Origin of the sequence: Streptomyces sp. DT190, from assembly GCF_049846985.1 — a bacterium.
In the GTDB taxonomy this organism is placed as follows: domain Bacteria; phylum Actinomycetota; class Actinomycetes; order Streptomycetales; family Streptomycetaceae; genus Streptomyces.
Window position 1 is genome coordinate 97,162 of sequence record NZ_JBNCNM010000025.1, and the last position, 24,806, is coordinate 121,967.

At 75.5% G+C, this 24,806-nt stretch carries 11 protein-coding genes; 3 read left to right on the plus strand and 8 right to left on the minus strand.

Annotated features, from left to right (window positions below; translation table 11 throughout):
* Positions 1 to 7: 7 nt before the first annotated feature.
* The 8 genes from ACPXCS_RS32755 to ACPXCS_RS32790 all read right to left on the minus strand — a co-directional run bounded on the left by ACPXCS_RS32755 (position 8) and on the right by ACPXCS_RS32790 (position 20,828).
* Positions 8 to 7,972: an amino acid adenylation domain-containing protein gene (locus tag ACPXCS_RS32755; RefSeq protein ID WP_425949031.1), complete on the minus strand. Its 7,965-nt coding sequence runs from the start codon at positions 7,970 to 7,972 to the stop codon at positions 8 to 10.
* Positions 7,969 to 12,834, minus strand: a complete 4,866-nt coding sequence (locus ACPXCS_RS32760; RefSeq protein ID WP_425949032.1) for an amino acid adenylation domain-containing protein — start codon at positions 12,832 to 12,834, stop codon at positions 7,969 to 7,971. Before ACPXCS_RS32760 ends, ACPXCS_RS32755 begins: the two co-directional genes overlap by 4 nt.
* The gene (locus tag ACPXCS_RS32765; RefSeq protein WP_425949034.1) at positions 12,831 to 16,631 is read right to left on the minus strand and encodes a condensation domain-containing protein; all 3,801 of its coding nucleotides are present in this window, start codon (positions 16,629 to 16,631) and stop codon (positions 12,831 to 12,833) included. Before ACPXCS_RS32765 ends, ACPXCS_RS32760 begins: the two co-directional genes overlap by 4 nt.
* Positions 16,631 to 16,849 carry an MbtH family protein gene (locus tag ACPXCS_RS32770; protein ID WP_425949036.1) on the minus strand — a complete coding sequence of 73 codons (219 nt, stop codon included), beginning with the start codon at positions 16,847 to 16,849 and terminating at the stop codon, positions 16,631 to 16,633. Before ACPXCS_RS32770 ends, ACPXCS_RS32765 begins: the two co-directional genes overlap by 1 nt.
* A 3-nt stretch (positions 16,850 to 16,852) precedes the next feature.
* Positions 16,853 to 17,284 (minus strand): aspartate 1-decarboxylase, encoded by a 432-nt coding sequence (panD, locus tag ACPXCS_RS32775; protein ID WP_425949038.1) that lies wholly within the window; start codon positions 17,282 to 17,284, stop codon positions 16,853 to 16,855.
* Positions 17,285 to 17,351: 67 nt separating this feature from the next.
* Positions 17,352 to 18,164 carry an alpha/beta fold hydrolase gene (locus ACPXCS_RS32780; RefSeq protein ID WP_425949040.1) on the minus strand — a complete coding sequence of 271 codons (813 nt, stop codon included), beginning with the start codon at positions 18,162 to 18,164 and terminating at the stop codon, positions 17,352 to 17,354.
* 22 nt (positions 18,165 to 18,186) lie between these two features.
* Positions 18,187 to 19,476 (minus strand): enterobactin transporter EntS, encoded by a 1,290-nt coding sequence (entS, locus tag ACPXCS_RS32785; protein WP_425949041.1) that lies wholly within the window; start codon positions 19,474 to 19,476, stop codon positions 18,187 to 18,189.
* Positions 19,477 to 19,484: 8 nt separating this feature from the next.
* Positions 19,485 to 20,828, minus strand: coding sequence for a salicylate synthase (locus ACPXCS_RS32790; RefSeq protein WP_425949043.1), 1,344 nt, complete (start codon positions 20,826 to 20,828; stop codon positions 19,485 to 19,487).
* Between the two features lie 133 nt (positions 20,829 to 20,961).
* Between ACPXCS_RS32790 and ACPXCS_RS32795 the strand changes: the two genes are divergently transcribed.
* The 3 genes from ACPXCS_RS32795 to ACPXCS_RS32805 are packed head-to-tail and all read left to right on the plus strand — an operon-like array spanning position 20,962 to position 24,711.
* Entirely contained in the window at positions 20,962 to 22,593 is a 1,632-nt protein-coding gene (locus tag ACPXCS_RS32795) for a (2,3-dihydroxybenzoyl)adenylate synthase (protein ID WP_425949045.1), read from the plus strand.
* A complete protein-coding gene (locus tag ACPXCS_RS32800) occupies positions 22,583 to 23,641 on the plus strand; it encodes a FecCD family ABC transporter permease (RefSeq protein ID WP_425949047.1) in 1,059 nt (352 codons plus the stop codon). Before ACPXCS_RS32795 ends, ACPXCS_RS32800 begins: the two co-directional genes overlap by 11 nt.
* Positions 23,638 to 24,711: a FecCD family ABC transporter permease gene (locus ACPXCS_RS32805; RefSeq protein ID WP_425949049.1), complete on the plus strand. Its 1,074-nt coding sequence runs from the start codon at positions 23,638 to 23,640 to the stop codon at positions 24,709 to 24,711. The genes ACPXCS_RS32800 and ACPXCS_RS32805 overlap by 4 nt, the downstream gene beginning before the upstream one ends.
* Positions 24,712 to 24,806: the final 95 nt, after the last annotated feature.

Sequence of the window (24,806 nt, forward strand, 5' to 3'; positions counted from 1 at the left end):
CTGTCCCTCAGAAGGCGTCGTGGTCGTCGAAGTCGTCGAAGTCGTCACGGTCGTGGTCGAAGGCGCTCTCGAAGTCCTCGATGTCCTCCTGGGTCAGGGCCACCAAGGGCAGGTCCGACGGGGTGAGTCCGCCCGCGGGGGTGTCCTCGGCGTGCCGTACGAGGCCGCGCAGGGCCCGCTCCCACAGCGTCAGCAGGTCGCGGGTCGCGGACGGGACGAGGAACGCCCGGGGTGCGGCCGCGGAGACGTGCAGCCGCAGACCGCCGGCCTCCTCGACGGCGACGGCGTTGATCTCCAGCCCGCAGGCGGCGGGCCGCTCGCCGTCCGGCGGCACGGCCAGCATCGGTGCCTCGGGGGCGAGTTGCCACGGTTCGGCGCCGGAGGCGGACGCGGTGAACCGGCCGAGGTAGTTGAAGACCACCTGGGGTTCCGGGTGTGGGGCCAGCGCGGCTGCGGCGTCCGGGTCGAGGTGGCGCAGCAGGCCGTAGCCGAGGCCGTGGTCCGGTACGGCGCGCAGCTGCTCCTTGATCCGTTTCAGGGCGGTGCCCGCGGCCGTGCCGCCGGAGAGGGCCTCGTCGAGGTCGAGCGGGCCCGGGTCGAGGGCGACGGGGTGGAACGTGGTGAACCAGCCCACCGTGGCCGACAGGTCGACGCCCTCGGCGAGTCCCTCCTCGCGCCCGTGGCCTTCGAGCCCGACGAGGAGCGACCGGCCGGCGAGGTCCCCGCGCTGCTCGCGCCAGGCCGCCGCCGCCACCGCGAAGGCGCTCAGCAGCACGTCCGGGACGGCGGCCCGGTAGGCGGTGGGCACCGTCGTCAGCAGCGGGACGGTGAGGTCGGCGGGGAGCACCAGCCTCTCCTCGCGCACGGTCGCCGCCGTGTCGCGGACGGGGTCGAGTTCCCGCTCCACCAGGGGCCGCCCGCGCTGCAGCGTCCCGGTCCACCAGGGCAGTTCACGGGCCCGTTCCGTGGTGCGGGCCTGCTCGGCCAGCAGCGCGCTCCAGCGGCGGAACGACGTGCCGGTCCGGTGCGAGCGCGGGGGCGTGCCGGAGCGCAGGGCCCGCCAGGCGTCGGCGAGTTCGGCGGTGATGATCCGCCAGGACACGCCGTCGACGACGAGGTGGTGGGCGACCAGGAGCAGCCGGTCCGTGCCGAGCAGCACCGCCTGGAGCATCCGTCCGGCACGGGGGTCGAGACGGGCCGCCGCGTGCCTCACCTGTCGTTCGGGGTCGGTGTCCTCGGTCCGGCTCAGCAGCTCGCTCGCGCGCAGGGTGCCCTCGGCGGGGACCGTCAGATGGCTGCCGTCGTCCGCCAGCCGGGCGCGGAGCATGTCGTGCCGGTCCAGGAGGGCCTGGAGGAGGGTGGTGGCGTCGTCGTCGGTCAGTCCGGCCGGCGTCACCAGGAGCACGGCCTGCGCCAGACCGCCCGAGGAGCCGTCGGGGCCGGCCGTCCAGCGCATCACGGGGGTGAGCCCGACCTCGCCCACCGGGTCGTCGTCGGGGGTGCCGGCCCCGGTCGCGCGATCGCTTCCGGCGTCGGCGACGGCCGCGGCCAGTCCGGCCGGGGTGGGCGACCGGAAGACCTGGCGGGGGCTGAGGGGCAGGCCTTCCTTGCGTGCGAGGGTCACCAGCCGGATGGAGACGATGCTGTCGCCGCCCAGCTGGAAGAAGTCGTCGTCGACGCCGACCTGTTCGAGACCGAGGACGGTGGCGAACAGGGTGCACAGCCGCCGTTCGCGTGCGTTGGCGGGTTCCCGGGACGTGCCGGTGACGGCGGCGGACTCGGGCGCGGGCAGGCCGGCCCGGTTCACCTTGCCGGAAGGCAGCAGCGGGAAGGCGTCCAGGACGGTGAGGGTGCGCGGCACCATGTGCTCGGGCAGCCGTTGCCCGAGCCAGTCGCGCAGTCCGGGCAGGGCTCCGGGGGCGGCCAGACAGTATCCGGCGAGCTGTGTGACGCCGGGGGCGTCCTCGCGGACGACCACCACGGCGCGCCGGACGTCCGGGTGCTGTTCGAGGATCGCCTCGATCTCCTCCAGTTCGACGCGCATGCCGCGGATCTTCACCTGGTGGTCGGCCCGGCCGAGGAACTCCAGGGTGCCGTCGCGCTGCCAGCGGACCAGGTCGCCGGTGCGGTAGAGGCGTTCGCCGGGCGGGCCGAACGGGTCGGCGACGAAGTGGCCGGCGGTGCGGCGCGGGTCGTTGACGTAGCCCCGGCCCAGGTAGACGCCGCCCGCGTACAACTCGCCCGGCACGCCCACCGGGACGGGCTGCAGCCGTTCGTCCAGGACGTACAGGCGGGTGTTGGAGTTGGGCCGGCCGATGGAGACGGCGCTGCGGACGGCGCCGGTGCGGTACACGACGTGGCTGACGCCGATGGTGGCCTCGGCCGGGCCGTAACCGTGGTACATCACCGCGTCACCGGCGGCCCGGAAGCGGGCGAAGAGTTCCGGTGTGAGCACCTCGCCGCCGCACCACACGTGTTTCAGGCAGGCGGCGCGGCGGGCGAAGCCGTCCAGTTCCAGGAGCAGGTCGAGCATCGAGGAGACCAGGTAGGTGAAGGTCACCCGGTGCCGTTCGACGGTGTCGAGGAGGTAGTCGACGTCCCGTTCGCCGCCGGGTTCGGCGATCACCACGCGGCCGCCGTTGACCAGGGGCAGGAAGATCTCGTTGATGGAGATGTCGAAGCCGAGCGGCGCCTTGAACAGGGCCGCGTCATCGGTGCCGAAGCCCAGCAGGCCACGCTGCCACAGCAGCCGGTGCGCGATGGCCCGGTGCCGGATCATCGCGCCCTTGGGCACGCCGGTCGAGCCGGAGGTGTGGATGACGTAGGCGAGGCCCTCGGGGTCGACGGGGACGCCCGGGTGGTCGGCCGTGGGCCCGTCGAGGGTGACCTCGACGACGGGCGGGGCGTCCCGGCCGGGCGTTTCGCGCCCGAGGACGCCGTCGTCGCCGGGCCGGCCCAGGACGGCGGTCAGGTCCGCGCTGCGGCACACCTCGGCGATACGGCGGGCCGGCCAGGACGGCTCCAGCGGGACGAAGGCGCCGCCCGCCTTCAGCACGGCCAGCAGTGCGACGACCATCTCGACGGAGCGTTCCAGGTGGATGCCGACGCGGCACTCGGGGCCCACGCCGAGGGAGACGAGCCGCCGCGCCAGGCCGCCGGCGAGGGCGTCGAGTTCGGCGTAGGTCAGGGCGGGGCCGCCGGGCACGCCGTACTCGACGGCCACCAGGTGCGGGGTCTTCGCCGCCTGCTCCTCCACGAGCGCGGTGAGGGTGGTGACCGGCATGGGGCGCGCGGTGTCGTTCCACTCCCCCAGCAGCAGGTGCCTCTCGCGCGGGGTGAGGACGTCGGCGGCGCCCACCGGGCGGTCCGGGTCCCGGGCCAGTTCGCCGGCCAGGCGCACGAACCGCTCGGTCATCTCCCGCGCGGTGTCCGGGTCGTACAGGTCCTCGCTGTAGACCAGGGAGCCGTCGATGCCGCCGGCGTCCGCCCGTTCGAACACGTGGAAGGCCAGGTCGGTCTTGGCGGTGTGGAAGGGCACGCGCCGCTCGGTCAGGGTGAGTCCGGCGAAGTCCCGGGTGGCGGGCGGGGCCTGCTGGTGGGCGAGCATCACCTGGAACAGCGGGTGGCGGCTCGTCGAGCGGGTCGGCGCGAGCGCGTCCACCAGCCGCTCGAAGGGCAGGTCCTGGTGGGCGTAGGCGTCCAGGTCGGCCTCGCGCACCCGGGCGAGCAGCGTGCGGAACGCCGGGTCGCCCGAGACGTCGGTGCGCAGCACGAGGGTGTTGACGAACAGGCCGACCAGGTCGTCGAGGGCGGGGTCGGCGCGGCCGGCCACCGGGGTGCCCAGCGGGATGTCGTCCCCGGCGCCGAGCCGGGCGAGCAGGACGGCGAGGGCCGCCTGGAGGGCCATGAAGACGGTGCCGCCGGCCTCGGCGGACAGCTCGCGCAGCGCCCGGTGGGTCGCGGCGTCGAGGGTGAAGTCGACGGCTCCGGCCCGGTGGCCGGGCACGGCGGGGCGCGGCCGGTCGACGGGCAGCTGGAGTTCCTCGGGGAGCCCGTCCAGGCGCCGCGCCCAGGAGTCCACCTCGCGGGCGGTGTACTCCTCGTCGAGCAGGTCGCGCTGCCACAGGGTGTGGTCGGCGTACTGCACCGCGAGCGGCGGCCAGGCGGGGGGTGCGCCGTCCAGGCGGGCGGCGTAGGCGGTCTCCAGGTCGCGCAGCAGCGGCTCGGCCGACCAGCCGTCGGTGGCGATGTGGTGGACGAGCAGGAGCAGCACGTGGTCGTCGGGGGCGACGGCCACGAGCGTGGCGCGCACCGGGATCTCCCGGTCGAGGGCGAAGGAGTACGCGGCGGCCCGGGCGAGCAGCGCGTCGACGTCGCCGGCGGGCGCGGTCAGCGTCTCGAAGGGCACGGCCGCGTCGGCGCGGATCTCCTGCCGGGGCACGCCGTCGTCGTCGGGGAAGACCGTGCGCAGGGCCTCGTGGCGGTCCACGACGTCCTGGAGCGCCGCCCGCAGGGCCGCGGGGTCGAGCGGGCCGCCGAGCCGGACGGCGGTGGGGATGTTGTAGGTGGGGGCCGGTCCCTCCAGCCGGTACAGGAACCACAGCCGGGACTGCGCGAAGGACAGCGGTACCGGATCGGGTCGCCGGGCGGCGGGACGCAAGCCGGGCCGCCGCCGCGCGGGCGCGTCCAGCAGGGGTGCCAGGGCGGCCGCGGTGGGGGTGTCGAAGACGGCCCGCAACGGCAGGTCGGTGCCCCGCTCGGCGCGGACCCGGGCGACGAGGCGGGTGGCGAGCAGGGAGTGGCCGCCGAGGGCGAAGAACTCGTCGTGGACACCGACCGAGGGCAGCCCGAGCAGTTCCGCGAAGAGCCGGCACAGCGCCGCCTCGGCCTCGGTGCGCGGTGCGGTGGCGGTGGTGAGCGCCGCCAGGTCGGGGGCGGGCAGGGCGGCCCGGTCGAGTTTGCCGTTGGGGGTCAGCGGCAGGGCGTCCAGTACGACGACCGCGGAGGGCACCTGGTGGTCCGGGAGGATTCCCGCGAGGTCCCTCCGGACCTCCAGTGGTTCGGGCCGCCGCCCGGGCCGGGGGACGGCGTAGGCGACCAGGCGGGGTTCGCCGTGCGCGTCCCGGGCCACCGTGACGGCGGCCTGGGACACCCCGGGCAGGGCGGCCAGGGCGGCCTCCGTCTCGCCCGGTTCGACCCGGAAGCCGCGGATCTTCACCTGGTCGTCGGCCCGGCCGAGGAACTCCAGGGCGCCGTGGGCGGTCCAGCGGACCACGTCGCCGGTGCGGTACAGGCGGCCGCCGGGCGGTCCGTAGGGGTCGGCGACGAACCGTCCGGCGGTCAGGGCGGGCCGTCCGAGGTAGCCCCGCGCGAGCTGGGTCCCGGCGAGGTACAGCTCGCCGGCGACGCCGGGCGGCACCGGGCGCAGGGCGGCGTCCAGGACGAGGGTGCGGGTGTTCCAGACCGGGCGTCCGATGGGCACGGAGCCGGCGGCGAAGCGCGTGCCGTCGGCGCAGGACCAGGCGGTGACGTCGACGGCCGCCTCGGTGGGGCCGTAGAGGTTGTGCACGGCGGTGCCGGGCAGCAGGCGGGTGCAGCGTTCGGCGAGGTCGGTGGGCAGGACCTCGCCGCTGCACACGATCCGGCGCAGCACGCCCCGCGTCCGTGCGGCGGCGGGGTCGTCGAGGAAGACCCGCAGCATCGAGGGGACGAAGTGGGCGGTGGTGACCCGCTGTTCGCGGATCAGCGCGGCCAGGTGGGCCGGGTCGCGGTGGCCGCCGGGACGGACGAGGACCAGTGTCGCCCCGGTGGTCAGCGGCCAGAAGAACTCCCAGACGGAGACGTCGAAGCCCGCCGGGGTCTTCTGCAGCACCCGGTCCTCGGGGTCCAGGCGGTAGGCGTCCTGCATCCACAGCAGCCGGTTGACGATGGCGGCGTGCGGTACGACGACGCCCTTGGGGCGGCCGGTGGAGCCGGAGGTGAAGATGACGTACGCGGGGTGTCCGGGCCGCAGCGGCGCGAGCCGCTCGACGTCGGTGACGGGGGCGGGGCCGTACGCGGCCAGGCGGCCGGGCAGAGCGGGGTCGTCGAGCAGGAGCACGGGAGCCGCGCAGGCGGGGATCCGGTCGGCGGCTCCGCTCGACGTGAGCAGGAGCGCCGGGTCGGCGTCCTCGATCATCACGGCGAGGCGTTCGGCGGGATAGCCGGTGTCCAGCGGGACGTAGGCGGCGCCCGCCTGGAGCGTCGCCAGGAGTGCCACGACCAGGTCGGGTCCCCGGTCGAGGGCCACGGCGACGCGGTGTTCGGGGCCGACGCCGTGGCTGATCAGCAGGCGGGCGAGGCGGTTGGCGCGGGCGTGGAGCTCGGCGTAGCCGAGGGTGCCGTCCTCGTGGGTGAGCGCCGGCGCGCCGGGGGTGCGGGCGGCCTGCTCGGCGAGCAGGGCGGCGAGGGTGGTGCGCGGGACGGGCCGGGCGGTGTCGTTCCACTCGCCCAGGACCTGGTGCTCCTCCGTGGCGGGCATCAACGGCAGGCGTGATACGGGCAGTTCGGGGTCGGCGAGCCCGGCGGCCAGGAGTGTCTCCAGCCGGTGCAGCAGCCGGTCGACGGTCTGAGGGGTGAACAGGGAGCTGCGGTAGGTGGCCTCGATGCGCAGCCGCCCGTCGGTGAGGAAGGCCTCCAGGGACAGGTCGAACTGGGTGGTGTCGTTGTGGACGGTCTCCCACTGGGCGCTCACCCCGGGCAGCCGGGGTCCCTGCAGTCCCTGGGTGAGGAAGAGCAGCATGACGTCGAACCACACGGCCCGGCCCGGGTGCCGCCGCGGCCGCAGCCGCTCCACCAGCAGGTCGAAGGGCATGTCCTGGTGGGCGTAGGCCTCGGTGCACAGGCGGCGGACGCGTTCGACGAGTTCGGCGGTCCCGGGGTCGCCGTCGAGGTCGGCGCGCAGGGCCAGGGTGTTGCCGAAGTTGCCGATCAGCTGGTCGAGTCCGGGCAGGTCGCGGTTCATCACGGCGGAGCCGACCGGGACGTCGGTGGCTCCGGTGAGGCGGTGGAGCAGGGCGGCCAGGCCCGCGAGCAGCACCATGAACGGGGTGGCGCCGGCCGTGCGGGCGAAGGCCGTGAGGCGGTCGGTGACCTCGGGTGCGAACGTGTGGAAACGGCGGTCTCCGTGCGCGGTGGGGCGCCGGGTGCGGGGTGCGTCGGTGGGCAGGTCCAGGGGGCGGGGCGGTGGGACCAGGGCGGTGCGCCAGTGGTCGAGGTGATCGGCCAGCCGCTCGTCGGTGAAGGTGGTGCGCTGCCACAGCGCGAAGTCGGCGTACTGGGCGGGCAGTTCGTCGAGCCGGTCGCCCTCGTCCCCGAGTGCGGCCCGGTAGAGGGCGCTCAGGTCGCGGGAGAGGGCGTTGAAGGTGCCGCCGTCCCATGCGATGTGGTGCACCGTCAGCACCAGCGTGTGGTCCTCGTCGTCGCGCCGGACGAGCAGGGCGCGCAGGGGGTGGTCGGCGGCGAGGTCGAACGGGGTGGCGGAGGCGGTGCGGGCCAGCGCGGCGGCGCGCCGGTCCCGTTCCGTCTCGGGCAGGGCGTGCAGGTCGACCGCCTCGAAGCGCAGCTCCGCTTCCGGGTCGACGACTTGGTGGGGCGCGCCGTCCTCGGCCGCCGGATACCGGGTGCGCAGCACCTCGTGCCGGGCGAGCAGGCCTCCCAGGGCGGTGCGCAGCGCGTGGGTGTCGAGGGGCCCGCGCAGCCGGATGGCCAGGCAGACGTTGTAGGCGGGGCTGGCCGGGTCGAGCTGCTGCAGCAGCCACATACGGGACTGGGCGTACGACAGGGGCAGCGGGCCGGCGCCCGGGGGCCGGGGCGGGATCCGCTCGGCCCGGGCGGGGGCGTCGGCCAGGCCGGCGTTCTCCAGCCGGCGGCGCAGGAGTTCCCGCTTGCGGGCCGCGAGGTCGCCCGACGGGGCCGCCTGGGTGTCGGTCACTGGTCTCCGCCTTTCAGCAGCCGTTCGAGGGAAGCGGTCCACAGGTCGCCGAGCCGTTCGGCCTGCGCCGGGGTGAGGAGCCGTTCCGGCCAGTGCCACCAGGCGGTGAGGACCGGGCCGTGGCCCTCCGGGCGGTCGGCGTTCGTGCCGTCACCGTCCGGGCCGTTGCCGTTCGTTCCGTGGCCGTCCGGGCCGTCGCCGATCGTGCCGTCACCGTCCGGGCCGTCGCGGTCCGGGCCGTCGCCGTTCGTGCCGGCGGCGTTCGTGCCGTCACCGTCCGGGCCGCTGCCGTTCGTTCCGTGGCCGTCCGGGCCGTCGCCGACCATGCCGTGGCCCTCAGGGCCGTCGCCGTTCGTTCCGTGGCCGTCCGGGCCGTCGCCGACCATGCCGTGGCCCTCAGGGCCGTCGCCGTCCGAGACGTCACCGTTCGTGCCCTCGCCGATCACGGCGTCGAGGACCAGCGGGTAGCGGACCGGTGTCGCGGGGTCGGCCCATCCGCCGACGGCGCCCGTCTCGGGAGCGCCGGTGAACGCGGTGTCCCCGGACTGCTCGCCCAGGGTCATCCGGCCCAGGTAGTTGACCTGGATCGACGGCTGGGGAAGCCCGGCCAGGACGGGGGCGGTGTCCGGGTTGAGGTGGCGCAGCAGGCCGTGGCCGATGCCCTGGTCGGGCGCTGCGGCCACCTGCTCGCGCACGCGCCGTAGCTGCTCGGCGGGGGGCGCGTCACCGGGGTCGAGGCGGACGGGGTGGACGGTGGTGAACCAGCCGAGCGTGCCGGACAGGTCGGCGCCCGGCAGGAGGTGCTCCTCCCGGCCGTGTCCCTCCAGGGCGACCAGGACGGACTCGTCCGGGGCGGGACGGCCCAGTTCGCGCCGCCAGGCCGGGACGGCGAGGGCCAGCGCGGTCAGCAGGACGTCCCGCACGGGGTGGGCGAGGAGGCGTGCGGTGAGGTCCGGGCCGAGGGACGTGCGGTGGCGGCGCACGGTGGCCAGGGTGTCCCGGGCCGGGTCGAGCGGACCGGCGCCCAGGTCCGGTTCGGATCGGCCCGACACCGCGGTCCAGTGGGCGAGTTCGGCCGTGCGGTGGGCCGAGACGGCCTCGGCCCGCAGGGCCCGGGCCCACTCCCGGAAGGAGGTGCCCGGCGGGGCCGGCTCGGTGCGGTGCCAGGCCGCCGCGAGATCGGCGGTGAGGACGCCCCAGGAGGCTGCGTCGGTCGCCAGGTGGTGCAGGACGGCCAGCAGGCGTCCCTCACGTTCCGGCCCGGTGTCGAACCACAGGAACCGTGCGACCGCCCCGGCGGCGGGGTCGAGCCGGGCGGCCAGTTCCTTGAGGGCGCCGGGCACGAGCGAGCCGATGGTGGCGTGGTCCAGCCGGGCGGCGTCGGTGCGGTCCACGCGGTCCGGGGCGCGGACGGTGCCCGGCGGTGTGGTGCGCAGGCGCCAGCGGCCCCGCTCGTCCGGTGCGAGGACGGCGCGCAGCAGGTCGTGCCGGTCCAGGACGGTCTGGACCGTGCGGTGCAGGCCGTCGAGGTCCATGCCGGGCGGGGTGCGCAGGAAGCGGGCCTGGCCGAACGCCGCGACGGGGGCGCCCTGTTCGACGAGGGCGGCGAGCGCCGGGGTGAGGGGGATGTCGCCGATGCCCGCGTCGGGGTCGGCCGCCGGGCGCCGGTCGGTGCGGGCGGCCGCCGCGAGCCCCGCGACGGTCGGGTGCTCGAACACGTCGCGCGGCGAGAGCGCCAGCCCGGCGGCGCGGGCCCGGCCGACCAGGCGCATGGAGACGATGCTGTCGCCGCCGAGCGCGAAGAAGCTGTCGTGCACGCCCACCGAGTCGAGGCCGAGGACCCGCGCGAAGAGGTCGGCGAGCTGTTTCTCGGCTGCGGTGCGCGGCGGCTGCGCGGCGGGTCCGGCGGTGCGGGAGGGCGCCGGGAGCGCGGCGGTGTCGAGCTTGCCGTTGAGGGTGAGGGGGAAGGCGTCGACCGGGACGAACGCCGACGGCACCATGTAGTCGGGCAGGACGGCGGCGGCCGCGCCGCGCAGCAGGTGCGCCGTCTCGTCGGCGGGCGGGGCGGCCGGGGCGGTGACGACGTAGGCGACGAGGCGGCGTACGCCCGGGGTGTCCTCGCGGACGACGACCGCGGCGCGCTCGACGAGTGGGTGGTCGAGCAGGACCGCCTCGATCTCGCCGGGTTCGATGCGGTAGCCCCTGATCTTGACCTGGTCGTCGACGCGGCCGAGGCACTCCACCAGGCCCTGTCCGGTCCACCGGGCGATGTCCCCGGTGCGGTACATGCGGGCGCCGGGGCGGGCGGAGAACGGGTCGGCGACGAAGCGCTCGGCGGTGGTGCCCGGGCGGCCCAGGTAGCCGCGGGCCAGCCCTTCGCCGGCGATGTACAGCTCGCCGGCGACGCCCGGGGGCACGGGGTTGAGGTGCCCGTCGAGGATGTACAGGGTGGCGCCGCTCACCGGCCGGCCGATGGCGGGCCGGTCGCTGAGCGCGAGGTCGCAGTCGGCGGAGTCGACGGTGCACTCGGTGGGCCCGTACAGGTTGTGCGCGGCCAGACCGCCGGTCTCCCGCAGGATGCGCCACAGATCGGGCGGTACGGCCTCGCCGCCGACGCCCAGCATCTTCAGGTCCGCCCGCCAGTCGCCGCCGCGTGCGACCACCTCGGCGAGCAGGGAGGGGGACAGCTCGATGAACTCGATGCGGTGCTCGGCGAGGAAGGCGCGCAGCGCGTCGGGATCGCGGCGGACGTCCTCGGGCACCAGGTGCAGTTCGTGCCCGGCGAACATCCACAGCATGGGCTGCCAGGAGGCGTCGAACGCCGTCGGCCAGGCGTGGCCCACGCGCAGCGGTCGGCCGCCGGCCGCCGCGAAGGCCGGTGCGTGCAGCGCCGCGTGGTGCGCGGCGGAGAGGTTGACGATGGCCCGCTGCGGTACGACGACGGCCTTGGGGCGGCCGGTGGAGCCGGAGGTGTAGATGACGTACGCGGGATGCTCGGGCAGCAGCGCTCCGGCGCGGTCGGCGTCCGTGAGGTCGGTGCCGTCCGCGTCGGCGACGCGCCGCCGGGTGCCGGGGTCGTCGAGCAGGAGGGCGGGGACGTCGCCGAGGGTGTCCGGGCCGGGGGCGGTGCCGGTGGTGGCGATCACCGCGACGGGCCGGGCGTCGGCGAGCATGCCGGCGATCCGCTCCTCGGGCCAGGCGGGGTCGAGGGGCAGGTAGGCGGCGCCCGCCTTCTGGACGGCGAGCAGCGCGGTGATCGTGTCGGGGGTGGGTGGCAGGGCCAGGGCGACGATCCGCTCGGGCCCCGCACCGGAGGCGGCCAGCAGCCGGGCCAGCCGGTTGGCCTCGGTGTTGACCTCGGCGAAGGTGAGCCGCCGCCCGGCACCGGCGACGGCCACGGCGTCCGGTGTGCGGGCGGCCCGGTCCTGGAAGATATCCGGGAGCGTGGCGTGCGGGACGGGCAGCCGGTCGGCCCTGCCGCGGTCCAGCAGCGCGGCCCGCTCCTCGGGCGCGAGGACGTCCAGTGCCGCCAGGGGCGTGTCGGGCGCCGCCACGACCGCGCGGACCAGCTGTCCGAAGCGCCCGGCGAGCCGTTCCACGGCCGGGCGGTCGTAGGAGTCCGGCCGGAACTCGAAGACGACGCCGAGGCGTTGCTCGGTGAGCACGGCCAGGGTCAGCGGGTAGTGGGTGGCGCCGGAGCCCTTGACGTCGAGGATCCGCAGGCCGGCCTCCGCCTCCGCGCGGGCCACCGCCTGCTGGTCGATCGGGTAGTTCTCGAAGACCAGCAGCGAGTCGAAGAGGTCACCGGCCCCGGCGAGGCGCTGGATCTCGGTGAGCCCGAGGTACTGGTGGTCCATCAGCCGGGACTGCTCGTCCTGCAACCGGCGCAGGTAGGCGGCGGCCGGCTCCCCCGGCGGTACGGTCACCCGCACCGGCACGGTGTTGATGAACAGGCCGATCATCGACTCGGCGCCGGCGAGTTCGGCGGGCCGCCCCGCCACGGTCGCGCCGAACACCACGTCGTCCCTGCCGGTCAGGCGCGCCAGCAGCAGGGCCCACAGCCCCTGGACGACGGTGTTGACGGTGACGCCCCGGGCGCGGGCGGTGCGCTGCAGGCCGGCGGTGAGTTCCTCGGACAGCCGCAGGGTGTGCAGTTCGGGCGGGACGGGGACGAGGCCGGCGGCTTCGGGGGCCAGCAGGGTCGGTGCCGCCCCGGCCAGGGCCCGGCGCCAGGCCCGGCCGGACGCCTCCCGGTCCCGGCTCGCCAGCCAGGCGAGGAAGTCCCGGTACGGCCGTACGGCGGGCAGCGGGGCGCATCGGCCGGGGGCGAGCCGGTGGGCGTACAACTGGAGGAGTTCGCGGACGAGCAGCGGGACGGACCAGCCGTCCAGGAGCAGATGGTGGTTGGTGAGGACGAGCAGCCGGCGGTCCCCGCCGCGGTCGATCAGCGTCAGGCGCAGCAGCGGGGGGTCGGTCGGGTCGAAGCGGGCGGTGGCGTCGGCGGCGACGAGTCTCTCCACCTCGGCCTCGTCGGCGGCGTGGGCCTCCCGCCAGTCGACGGGGACCTCCTTCAGGACGACCTGCACCGGCTCTTCCATGTCGTCCTCGTGCAGGAAGGCGCTGCGCAGCACGGCGTGCCGGGCGACGAGCTCCTCGGCGGCCTCGCGCAGCGGGCCGGGGCGCAGCGGGCCCTCGATCTCCACGAGGGACTGCATGGTGTAGACGTCCTGGGCGGCCTCGTCGAACAAGGCGTGGAAGAGCAGGCCCTGTTGCAGCGGGGACAGCGGCAGGACGTCCTCGACCAGTGAGCCGTCGTCGACCGGGGATCCGTCGTCCGCGGCCCCGGTGGGCTCTGTGCTCATCGGCTCCTCCACCTCGCCTTGACGTTGTCGAGCTGCGACGGGCTGAGCGACACCAGCGACGCGGCGGTCGCGGTGAACTCCCCCTGCGGTGCGGGCCCGTCCGGCAGGGAGCGGGCGAGACCGGCCGGGGTGCGGTGCGTGAACACGTCCCGGGGCGAGAGCCCGAGCCCCGCCCTGCGGGCCCGGTCGGCCAGCCGGACCGAGACGATGCTGTCGCCGCCGAGGGCGAAGAAGTCGTCGTGGACGCCGACCCGTTCGACGTCGAGGACCTCGGCGAACAGGCCGCAGAGCACCTTCTCCGGCTCGGTGCGCGGCGGGGCGAAGGTGCTCGACCCGGTGAAGTCGGGGGCGGGCAGCGCACGGCGGTCGAGTTTGCCGCTGGGGGTCAGCGGCAGCGCCGGGAGGACCACCACGGCGGCCGGGACGAGAGGGGCGGGCAGCCGCTCGGCGAGCGCGTGCCGCAGGGCGGCCGGGTCCGGTCCGGTGGCGGCGTCCAGCCCGGGTTCGACGTACGCCACGAGCCGCCGGGGCGCCGTGCCGTCCTGCCGGGCCACGACCGCGGCCCGGCGCACACCCGGCAGGGCCCGTGCCGCCGCCTCGATCTCCCCGGGCTCGACCCGGAAACCCCGGATCTTGACCTGCTGGTCGGCCCGGCCCAGGAACTCGACCGTGCCGTCGGGCAGGAGCCGGGCGAGGTCACCGGTGCGGTAGAGGCGGCCGCCGGGCGGCCCGAAGGGGTCGGCGACGAACCGTTCGGCGGTACGCCCGGGCTGGTTCAGATACCCCCGGGCGAGCCCGGCCCCGGCAAGGTACAACTCCCCGGCCGCCCCGACCGGGGCCGGCCGCAGGAACGGATCCAGCACGTACACCCGGGTACCGGCGACGGGCCGCCCGAGCGGAACGGTACCGGAGGCCTGCCGACCGGGCGGAACGGTACCGGAGGCCTGCCGACCGGGCGGAACGGTACCGGAGGCCTGCCGCCCGGGCAGGACGGCACCGGAGGCCTGCCGCCCGGGCAGGACGGCACCGGAGGCCTGCCGACCGAGCGGAACGGCACCGGAGGCCTGCCGACCGAGCGGAACGGCACCGGGGGCCTGCCGACCGGGCGGCACCGTGCCGGCTGCTGACCCGCCCGGCGGGGTGGCGCCGGTGCCCGGCCCTCCCGACGGGGCGGCCGACCCGCCCCGCGGGACGACACCGGCGGCCGACCGGCCCGCCGCCATGCTGTCGGCACCCGGCCCACCCGAAGGGGCGGTACCGGCGGCCGACCCGCCCCGCGGGACCGCACCGGCGGCGGGGCCGCCGAGCGGAGCGGCGTTGGTGGCGCGCGGATCTTGCGGAGCGGCGTCGCGTGAATCTTGCGGGACGCCGTCCGCGCCCCCCTCGCCCGGCGGAACGGAAGCTCCGGCCGGCCCGCCCGGCGGGACAGTACCGGTGCCCGCCCCACCCGCCGGGCCGGCACCGCCCTCCGCCCCGCCCGGCCCCGTCGCCCCGCCCAGCGGTCGGGCCCTCAGGTGCGTGTCCTCCGGGAGGTACACGTGGGCGAGGCTGTCGCCGGCCGCTTCCGAGCAGCCGTAGAGGTTGACGAGGCGGGAGTCGGGCCAGCGTTCGGTGATGCGGCGGGCCAGGTCGGTGGGGAGGGGTTCGCCGCTGGAGATCCAGGTGCGCACCGAGCCGAAGCCGCCCGGTGGGGCGGACTCCACCAGGGTGGTGTGGAGGCTGGGTACAGCGGTGAGCTGGGTGACCCCGTGGCGGTCGGCCAGCGCGGCCAGGGCGGCCGGGTCGCCCGCCGCCGCGTCGTCGGCGAGGGCCACGGCCTCGCCCGCGATCAGCGCGCCGAGCAGTTCGGTCAGGCCGTCGATGAAGCTGATCGGGCTCTTGGCCAGGCGGGCGCCGCCCGGACCGTCCGTCAGCTGCCTGCCCAAGGCGAGCCGGTTGGCCAGGGCCCGCTGCGTGCCGAGCACGCCCTTGGGGCGGCCGGTGGAGCCGGAGGTGAAGACGACGTACGCGGGGTGGTCGGGGGACAGCGGCGGGCGGGCTGCGGCCGTGGCCGTCTCGCCGGGGTCGCAGACCGTCTCGGGGTCGAGGGCGAGCGCGCGGGCCGTCTCCCGGTCGCTGACCACGAGTCGCGGCCGGGCGTCCCCGAGCATGAGGGCGATGCGCTCGGGCGGGTAGGACGGGTCGAGGGGCATGCAGGCCGCCCCCGCCTTGAGGACGGCGAGGAGCGCGGTGACGAGTTCCCGTCCGCGTGGCAGGGCGACGGCCACGACGGTCTCGGGTCCGGCGCCGCGGGCGAGGAGCGCCGCGGCCAGCGCGTCGGCGGCCGCGTCCAGCCGGGCGAAGGTGAGGGTGGTGTCCCCGTGGTGCACGGCGGGGGCGAGCGGGGTGCGGGCGGCCTGCGCCTCGAAGAGGTCGCGGACGGTGGTGCGGCCGTCGGCGGCGGGCGGTTCCTGCGCGGCGGCGCGCGTCCCGTCGTCCGGGCCGGTGCCCAGCCGCCCCACGAGCTGATCGGGTTCCTCCGTGAACTGCCGTACGAGTCCGTGCAGTTGGGTCGCCAGGGCGGTCACGGTCGCCTCGTCCAGCGCCGCGGGCCCGTAGCCGAAGGTCAGGGTGAGCCGGTCGCCGGGCAGCGCGGTGAGGGTCAGCGGGTAGTGCGTGGCGTCGTGGACGGTCACCCCGGTCATGCGGGGGCCGTCGGGGCCCAGGGCGTCGGCGATGCCCCCGTCGTCGATCGGGTAGCTCTCGAAGACCAGCAGCGTGTCGAAGAGCAGGTCGTGTCCGGCGGCCCGCTGGATGCCGGCGAGGCCGAGGTGCTCGTGGCCCAGCAGCGCCGACCGCTCGGTCTGGATCCGCCGGAGCAGGCCGGCGAGCGGCTCGGCGGGACGTAACCGCACCCGGACGGGCAGGGTGTTGATGAACAGGCCGACCATCGACTCGATGCCGGGCACGTCGGCGTCCCGGCCGGACACCGTGGCGCCGAGGACCACGTCCAGCCGGCCGGTGTACCGGGCGAGCAGCACCGCCCACAACCCCTGCAGGACGGTGCTGACGGTGACGCCGCGGGCCCGGGCGGTCGCGGTGAGGGCCGTGGTGTCCCGCTCGGACAGCCGCACGACGTGCCGCCCGGGCGGGGCGGCGGGCAGGTCCCGCGCGCCGGGGGCGAGCAGGCACGGTTCGCCGAGGTCCCGCAAGGCGTGGCGCCAGGCCTGTTCGGCGGCCCCGCGGTCCTGGCGGGACAGCCACGCGAGGTAGTCGCGGTAGGGGCGGACCGGGGGCAGGGCGGCCGGGTCGCCGCCGCAGGTGTAGAGGCGGAACAGCTCGCGGACCAGTACGGGCGCGGACCAGCCGTCCCAGAGCAGGTGGTGGGAGGAGATCAGCAGCCGGTGGTCCCGGTCCCCGAACGCCAGCAGCCGCACGCGCAGCAGCGGCGGGCGCGCCAGGTCGAAGCGGATCTCGCGGTCCCGGGCGAGCAGGTCCTCGAACGCCCTCTCCCGCTCGGCCGGGGGCAGGCCGGACAGGTCCGTCTCACGCCAGGGCGCGCGGATGCCGCCGGCGACGACCTGCACCCGCCGTCCCGAGCGCTGGGTGCGGAAGGCGGCCCGGAGGTTGGCGTGCCGGGCCAGCAGGGCGTCCGCGGCCGCGCGCAACCGGCACGGTTCCAGGGGCCCTTCGAGCCGGATGACGAGTTGGCCGGTGTAGACGTCCGGGGCGTGCTCGTCGTACAGGGCGTGGAAGACCATGCCCTCCTGTGTCGGCGACAGCGGGAGCACGTCCTCCACGACCGGGCGGGGCGCCATCAGTGGCCGGCTCCGCGCATGGCCTCGGCCAGGCTGCGCGGACGCATGTCCGTCCAGTGCCGCTCGATGTGCTCCAGGCAGGCGGCCCGGGTGCCCGGGCCGTGCACGCTCTGCCAGCCGGCCGGTACGGGCGCGAAGTCCGGCCACAGCGAGTACTGGCCCTCGTCGTTCACCAGGACGCGGAAGACGCCGCTGTCGTCGTCGAACGGGTTGGCCATGGCTCAGTTCCCCTCCTGCTGGGTGAAGGCTCCCGAGTACTGGTCCGGCGCCCCGGGCACCGGCTCGGCCGGGTCCGCGCCGAGGGCGAGGATCCGGTTGCCCTTGTCGACGTGGACGACGCGGGGCCGGTGGGCGCCCCGTTCGGTCTCGTCGAGCGCGGCGAACGACATGATGATCACGAGGTGTCCGGGGTGGACGAGGTGGGCGGCGGCCCCGTTGACGCCGATGACGCCGGTGCCGCGTTCGCCGGTGATGGCGTAGGTGGTGAGCCGGGCGCCGTTGTCGATGTCGACCACGTGGACCTGCTCGCCCTCGGTGATGTCGGCCGCGTCCATGAGGTCCTGATCGATCGTCAGGGATCCCACGTAGTGCAGATCGGCCTGGGTGACGGTGGCTCGGTGGATCTTGCCGTTGAGCAAGGTGCGCTGCACCATGACCCCCTGAGGAGTAGCACTTAGGTGAGGCTAACCTAATTCAACATCGCCGTGTCCGGAAGAACGGCTACGCGGAACAGTTGCGAAAGAAGTCCAGCAGCACACGGTTCACTTCGTCCGGGCGCTCCAGGTAGCCGTAGTGGCCGCAGCCCTTGATCTCCTGGTAGAGCGCGCCCGGTACGGCCTCGGCGACCTCGCGTCCCAGGTGCGGCGGCAGCAGGACGTCGTCCGCGAAGCCGATCACCAGGCAGGGCACGTCGATCCCCCGGTAGGCCCGCAGCCGCCCCTCGGGCACCTCCAGGTCGAGCTGGGCGCGCACGCCCGGACCCGACGGCTCGGGAGACAGCTCGAACAGCTCCAGCCAGTCGCGCACCCGCTGTTCGTCGTCGAGGGTGGCGGGTGAGAGGTTCGTCAGGGCCCGCACCCACGCCGCGTAGGCCGGGGGCAGTGCCACCGCACCGTCGTGCAGGGCGCGTTCGGCCGCGGCCATGGCGGCGCGCAGGGTGTCCGTGCGGCCCCGGGTGGCCATCAGCACGCCCTGCCGTACCAGCCGGGGCCGGCGCAGCATCAGTTCCTGGACGACATAGGCGCCCAGGGACACCCCGGCCAGGCGGCAGGGTGCGAGGCCGAGGTGCTCGATCAGGCCCGCGGTGTCGGCCACGAGGTCGTCGACGGTGAAGCCGCCGGGGCACTCCTCGCTCGGCGGGACGCCCCGGTTGTCGAAGGTGACCACGCGGTACCCGGCGTCGACCAGCGCCGGCACCTGGTGGAGGTGCCAGGCGCGGCCGCGGGCGCCCTGGCCCATGACCAGGACCACGGGTTCGCCGCTGCCGGTGTCGTCGTAGTGGATCCGGACCCCGTTGACGATCGCGCTGGGCATGGCTCTCCTCGCGGCGCTCGGGTCAGTCGGCGGCCGGTGACGGCTCGGCGGGTGCCGTCCGCCCCTCGTCGGCGGGCGGCCCCTGCAGGGTCGCCTTGCGCAGTCCCGGCATGGCGACGGCGACCGCCGCCACACCGGCCAGGCAGACCAGTCCGCCGACGGCGGCGGCACCGGCGGCGGAGCCGAGCCCGCGCGCGACGATGCCGGCCTCCACGTTGCCGACGGAGGGGCCGGCGGTGGCCTGGGCCAGCCACAGGCTGCCGACCCGGCCCTGGAGGCGGTCGGGCGTGCAGTGCTGGAGCAGCGCCCGGCGCAGGATCTCCGAGACGGTGTCGCCGAGGCCCGCCAGGGCCAGGAAGGCCAGCGCGGTCCACAGCCCGGGACTCAGGCCGAAGCAGGTGATCGCCAGGCCCCACAGCGCGACCGCACCGATCAGCGCCCGCCCGGTGTGGTGGATGCGGCCGGTCCAGCCGCTGGTGAGCGCACCGAGGAAGGCGCCGACGGCGGGGGCGGTGTAGAGCAGCCCGACGGTGGACGGGCCGCCGCCGAAGTGCTCGGTGCCGAGCTCGGGGAAGAGCGCGTACGGCATCGCGAAGACCACGGCGCACACGTCGATCAGGAGCAGACCGGCCACGACCTGGTTGCCGCGCAGGAACCGCAGCCCCTCCCCCATGGCCTTGAGCGGGTGCTGCGGTGCCCCGGCCCCTTCGGGTGCGAGGCGGGGCAGCGGGGCGAGCAGGGCGAGGCCCACGACGTAGATGACGGCGTCGGCCGCGAAGCACAGCGCGACCCCCGGACCGGCCGCGATCACGCCGGCGAGGGAAGGGCCGACCATGGCGCCGAGCTGGGCGGTGAGGGTCATCAGCGCGCCCGCGGCGGCCAGTTGGCCCGGCGCCACCAGGGCGGGCGTCGCGGCCATCAGGGCCGGACCGCCCAGTCCGCTCGCGCCGCCCGCCAGGACGGCGGCCACGAACACGAACCATAACCGCGGTTCGGGCAGGGCCGCGTTCACCGCGAGACCGGCGATCACCACGGCGGTCGCGGCCCGGGTGACGAGCACGATCCGGCGCCGGTCGAACCGGTCGGCGAGCACCCCGCCCGCGACCAGCCCGACCAGCAGCGAGAGCCCCAACGACAGGCTCATCAGGCCCACTTGGACCGAGGATCCGGTCAGCGCGTAGACCTGGAGGCCGGCCGCCACCGAGGTGAGGTGCGTACCCAGCATGGAGATCGCCTGGGTGGCGAACAGCAGCCGGAAGTCCCGGCCGGCCCGCAGGGGTGTGACGTCGACGACGACTTCTCCCAGTCGCACCTTCGCACCTAACTCCTCAGGGACGGCGCGGCGAGCGGCGCCGGCTGCGCGGGGACGACATAGGGGGCGACGCTGCGGAGTTTCTCGCAGGTCTCCTCCAGTTCCCGGGCGGGAGTCGACCCGGCGAGGATACCGGCGCCGGCCCGCAGCCAGGTGCGGCCGTCCTCCTCGAAGAGGCTGCGCAGCACGAGGGCCGCGTCGAGGGAGCCGTCGCTGCCGGCCATGAGGGCGGCGCCGCTGTAGATGCCGCGCGGCTCCTTCTCCAGCCGGGCTATGCAGTCGTAGGCCGGCTCCTTGGGGATGCCGGAGGCGGTCACGGCCGGGAAGACGGCGCGCAGCACGTCCCAGGAGCAGGCCCCGTCGGCGAGCAGTCCGTGCACGCTGGAGCCGAGGTGCTGGACGGAGCCGCGCCGGCGCACGCTCAGCAGGTCGCGCACCGACACCGTGCCCGGGCGGCAGACGGTGGCCATCTCCTCCTCCGCCAGTTTCACGGAGAGCACGTGCTCGGAGATCTCCTTGGGGTCGGCGAGGAGTTCGGCGCGCAGCCGTTCGTCCTCCTGCTCGCCGAAGCCCCGGGCGCGGGTCCCGGCGAGCGGCTGGGTGAGGGCTTGGCCGTCCGCGCCGACCTCGGCGACGGTCTCGGGGCTGAAGCCGGTGACCCGGCGTCCGCCGAGGTGCATCAGGAAGGAGCGGGCCGGGGTGTTGTGGGTCCGGCCGTGCACGTAGGTGGCGACGAAGTCGACCTCGAAGGGCACCGGGACGGTGCGGGAGAGAATGACCTTCTGCAGATCGCCGGCCCGGATCTCCTCGATCGCGCGGGCCACGAGTTCGGGGTAGGTGCCGTCGGTGTCGGCGACGTCGATCGGCCGGGCCTCGACGGCGGCCCGGGTGACGGGTTCGGCCAGCAGCCGGAGTAACGCCTCCAGGGTCTGCGGGTCGGTACTGCGCACCTCGGCGGCGCCCTGACGGAGTCTCACCTCGCTGTGCGGGACGACGAGGTGCAGCAGCCGCCGGTCTCCGGCGCGGTCGGGGCGCGCGGTGTGCAGATGCGAGAACTCGTAGGCCATCCAGCCGTAGGCGTGCCAGCCCTCGACGGCCATCTCGGCGAGTTGTTCCTGGACTTGGCGCAGGGGGTGCGGGCCTCGGGGGTCCGCGTGCTCCTCGGTGAGCCAGCGGCGGCGCACGGTGGAGCGGTCGACCACGACCTCACCGAGCGCGCCTCCGGCGAACCACCATTCGCCTTCCCTCTCGTAGACCATGTATTGGTCGAACAGTCCCGATTCGGCCAGCCTGGCGGCCAGCAGGACGGGGTCTCCCGGCAGTTCCGTCCGCGCGCTCCGGTACCGCAGCAACGACTACCTCCCGAGCTAGCTTAGGTTAACCTAACCTAAGAGAGACCCTAGCCTCCGCATCGAAGTCCCGTCCAGGCTTGACCCGGATCTTCCATTAGGCAAGCCTTTCCTAAACAGCAGGCGGGAGTTGAGGATGCTCGACGGTTGGGTGCCCTGGCCGGAAGAGGTCGCGGAGCGGTATCGGGCCGAGGGGTTCTGGGAGGGCCGGCCGCTGGACCGGCTGCTGCGGGACCGGGCCGAGAGCGATCCGCAGCGGGTCGCGCTGGTGGACGGCGGCGGTGCCCGCTGGACCTACGCCGAGCTCGACGCCCGCGCCGACCGGCAGGCCGCGGGTCTACGACGGCTCGGCATCGGCGCCGGGGACCGGGTGGTGGTCCAACTGCCCAACACCGACGCCTTCGTGGTGCTGTTCTTCGCCCTGCTGCGGGCCGGCGCCGTACCGGTGCTCACCCTCCCGGCGCACCGGGAGAGCGAGATCGTCCACGTGGCCGAGACCTCCGGCGCCCGGGCCTACGCGATCCCCGACACGCACGATCGCTTCGACCACCGGGCCCTCGCCCGGGCCGTCCGCAAGGCCGTGCCGTCCGTGGAGCACGTCCTGGTGGCCGGTGACGCGGCCGAGTTCACCGCCCTGGCCGGGGTCGACGCCGACCCGGTCCCGCTGCCCGTGGCCGACCCCTCGGACGTGGCGGTGCTGCTGCTGTCCGGCGGCACCACCGGCAAGCCGAAGCTCATCCCCCGCACCCACGACGACTACGCCTACAACGTCCGCGCCAGCGCGGAGGTCTGCGGCTTCGACAGCTCCACCGTGTACCTCGTGGTGCTGCCCACCGCGCACAACTTCGCGCTCGCCTGCCCGGGTCTGCTCGGCACGCTGCTCGTGGGCGGCACCGTGGTGCTCTCCCCGACGCCGAGCCCGGAGGACGCCTTCGCGCTGATCGAGCGCGAGCGGGTCACCGTCACGGCCGTGGTCCCGCCGATCGCCCTGCTCTGGCTGGACGCCGTGGAGTGGGAGGAGGCCGACCTGTCGTCGCTCGGGCTGCTCCAGGTCGGCGGGTCCAAGCTGGGCGCCGAGCCCGCGGCCCGGGTCTCCCCCGCCCTCGGCTGCGCCCTGCAGCAGGTCTTCGGCATGGCCGAGGGCCTGCTCAACTACACGCGCCTGGACGACCCGCCGGAGCTGGTCGCCGGCACCCAGGGCCGCCCGATGTCCCCGGCCGACGAGATCCGGGTCGTCGACGAGGACGGGCACGACGTGCCCCCCGGCACGACCGGCGAGCTGCTCACCCGCGGCCCCTACACCCTGCGCGGCTACTACCGGGCGCCCGGCCACAACGCCCGTTCCTTCACCCCGGACGGCTACTACCGCACCGGCGACCTCGTCCGCGTGCTGCCCTCCGGGCACCTGGTCGTCGAGGGCCGGGCCAAGGACCAGATCAACCGGGGCGGCGACAAGATCTCCGCCGAGGAGCTGGAGAACCACCTCCTGGCCCACCCCGCCGTGCACGACGCGGCCGTGGTCGGCATGCCCGACGCGACCATGGGCGAACGCACCTGCGCCTACCTCGTGCCCCGCGGCGACACGGTCCCCACCCAGCGGGAGCTGGCCGCGTTCCTCACCGAGCGGGGCGTCGCCGCGTACAAGCTGCCCGACCGGGTGGAGGTGACGGACGCCTTCCCGCGCACCTCCGTCGGCAAGATCGACAAGAAGGAGCTGGGCCGCCGGATCGCCGCCCTGCTGCGCGCGGAGGGCAGCGGTGCCGGCTGACACCACCGCTCCGGCCCGCCCGGAGAAGCCGTCCGCCGCGCCGCCCCGCCGCCGGACCTCGACGCGCACCCTGGCCGTCCTCGGCGCCCTGCTGCTGCTCCTGGCGGCCGTCCTGCTCAGCCTGGCCGTCGGATCGCGGTCCCTGCCGGTGTCCGTCGTGATCGACGCGCTGCGGCACGACGACGGCTCCACCGCCGCCTCCGTGATCTGGGACGTGCGGGTGCCGCGCACCCTGGCGGGGATCGCCGCGGGCGCCGCGCTCGGCGTCGCGGGCGCCCTGATCCAGGCGCTCACCCGCAACCCGCTGGCCGACCCCGGCCTGCTCGGCGTCAACGCCGGGGCCGCCACCGGGGTCGTGCTGTCCCTCACCGTGCTCGGCCTGACCGACCTGTGGGTCTCGGTGTGGTTCGCCATGGCGGGCGCGGTGGTGGCGGGCCTGCTGGTGTACTCCCTGGCCTCCGGCGGGCGCGGCGGCGCCACACCCGAACGGCTCGCGCTCGGCGGCGCGGTGATCGCCGCGGTCTTCACCGGCGTCGGCCAGACGCTGATGCTGCTCGACGCGCAGGCTCTGGACCAGCTGCGGTTCTGGAGCGTGGGTTCGCTCGCGCGGGCCGACGGGGACACGCTGACCACCATCACGCCGTTCGTCGCCGTCGGCCTGGTGCTGGCCCTGGCACTGGTGCGGCCGCTCAACGCGATGGCCCTCGGCGACGACGCGGCGCGCTCGCTCGGCGCCCATCTGCACCGCACCCGCTTCCTCGGCCTGCTCGCCGTGACGCTGCTGTGCGGGGCGGCGACCTCGGCCGTCGGCCCGCTGGTGTTCGTGGGGCTCGCCGTCCCGCACATCGCCCGCCTGATCGTCGGCGCCGACCAGCGCTGGACCGTGCCGATGTCCCTGCTGCTGGCCCCCGCCCTGCTGCTGTTCGCGGACGTCCTGGGCCGGGTCGCCGTGCGCCCGGACGAACTCGACGCGGGCGTGGTCACGGCGGTCGTCGGGGCGCCCGTGTTCATCGCGCTGGTCCGGCATCGCAGGGTGGTGGCCTCATGAGCACACGCGTGCCCGCCCCCGCGCGGGTCCCGGCCCGGACCCACGTGGTGCGCAGCGGCTCGCACCGCGTGTCCCTGCGCCTCGACGTCCGCGCCCTGACGGTCTGCCTGCTGGTGCTGGCCGCCACGGCCGGGGCGGGCGTCCTCGCCCTGGGCACCGGGGAGTACCCGATCTCCCCCGCCGACGTCGTCCGCACCCTGCTGGGCAACGGCAGTCCGCGCACCGACTTCGTGGTCAACGAACTGCGGCTGCCGCGGCTGCTGACCGGCGTCCTCGCCGGGGCCGCCCTCGGGGTCAGCGGCGCGCTGTTCCAGAGCCTGTCCCGCAACCCGCTCGGCAGCCCCGACATCGTCGGCTTCACCTACGGTTCGGCCACCGGGGGCCTGCTGGTCGTGCTGGTCGCGGGCGGCACCGGCGGCCAGGTGGCGCTCGGCGCGGTGGGCGGCGGCCTGGCGACCGCCGTCCTGGTCTACGTCCTCGCCTGGCGGCAGGGCATCCACGGCTTCCGGCTCGTCCTCGTCGGCATCGGCGTCAGCGCCCTGCTCCAGGGCGTGAACGCCTATCTGCTGGCCAAGGCCCGCTTCACCGAGGCCGCCCAGGCCATGGTGTGGCTCAACGGCAGCCTCAACGGCCGGGGTTGGGCCGACGTGCGGCCCGCCGCCGTGGGCCTGCTCGTGGTGCTGCCGCTGATCGTGTGCGTCGCGGGCCGGCTGAAGATCCTGGAGATGGGCGACGACGTCGCGGGCGGGCTCGGGGTGCCGGTGCAGCGCACCCGGCTGGTGATGCTCGTCCTCGCCACGGCGGCCTGCGCGGTCGCCACCGCCGCGGCCGGCCCCATCCCCTTCGTCGCCCTCATCGCCCCCCAGCTGGCCCGGCGCCTGACCCGGCAGCCCGGGCCGAACCTGCTGGCCGCCACCTGCACGGGCGCGCTCCTCGTGGTCACCGCGGACTTCGCCTCGCAGCACCTGCACGAGTCGGCCCAGTTGCCCGTCGGCGTGGTCACCGCGGTGGTCGGCGGCCTGTACCTGGCACTGCTGCTGCGCCGTCAGCGCCGCGCCGGGCGCATCTGAGGGACACGCACCGCCGCGGGCGCGGCCCGGCACACCGGATGACCTGCCGCCACCTGGGCACTCGGGAGGTACCGGCGCGCGGGGGTGCCGAGCGT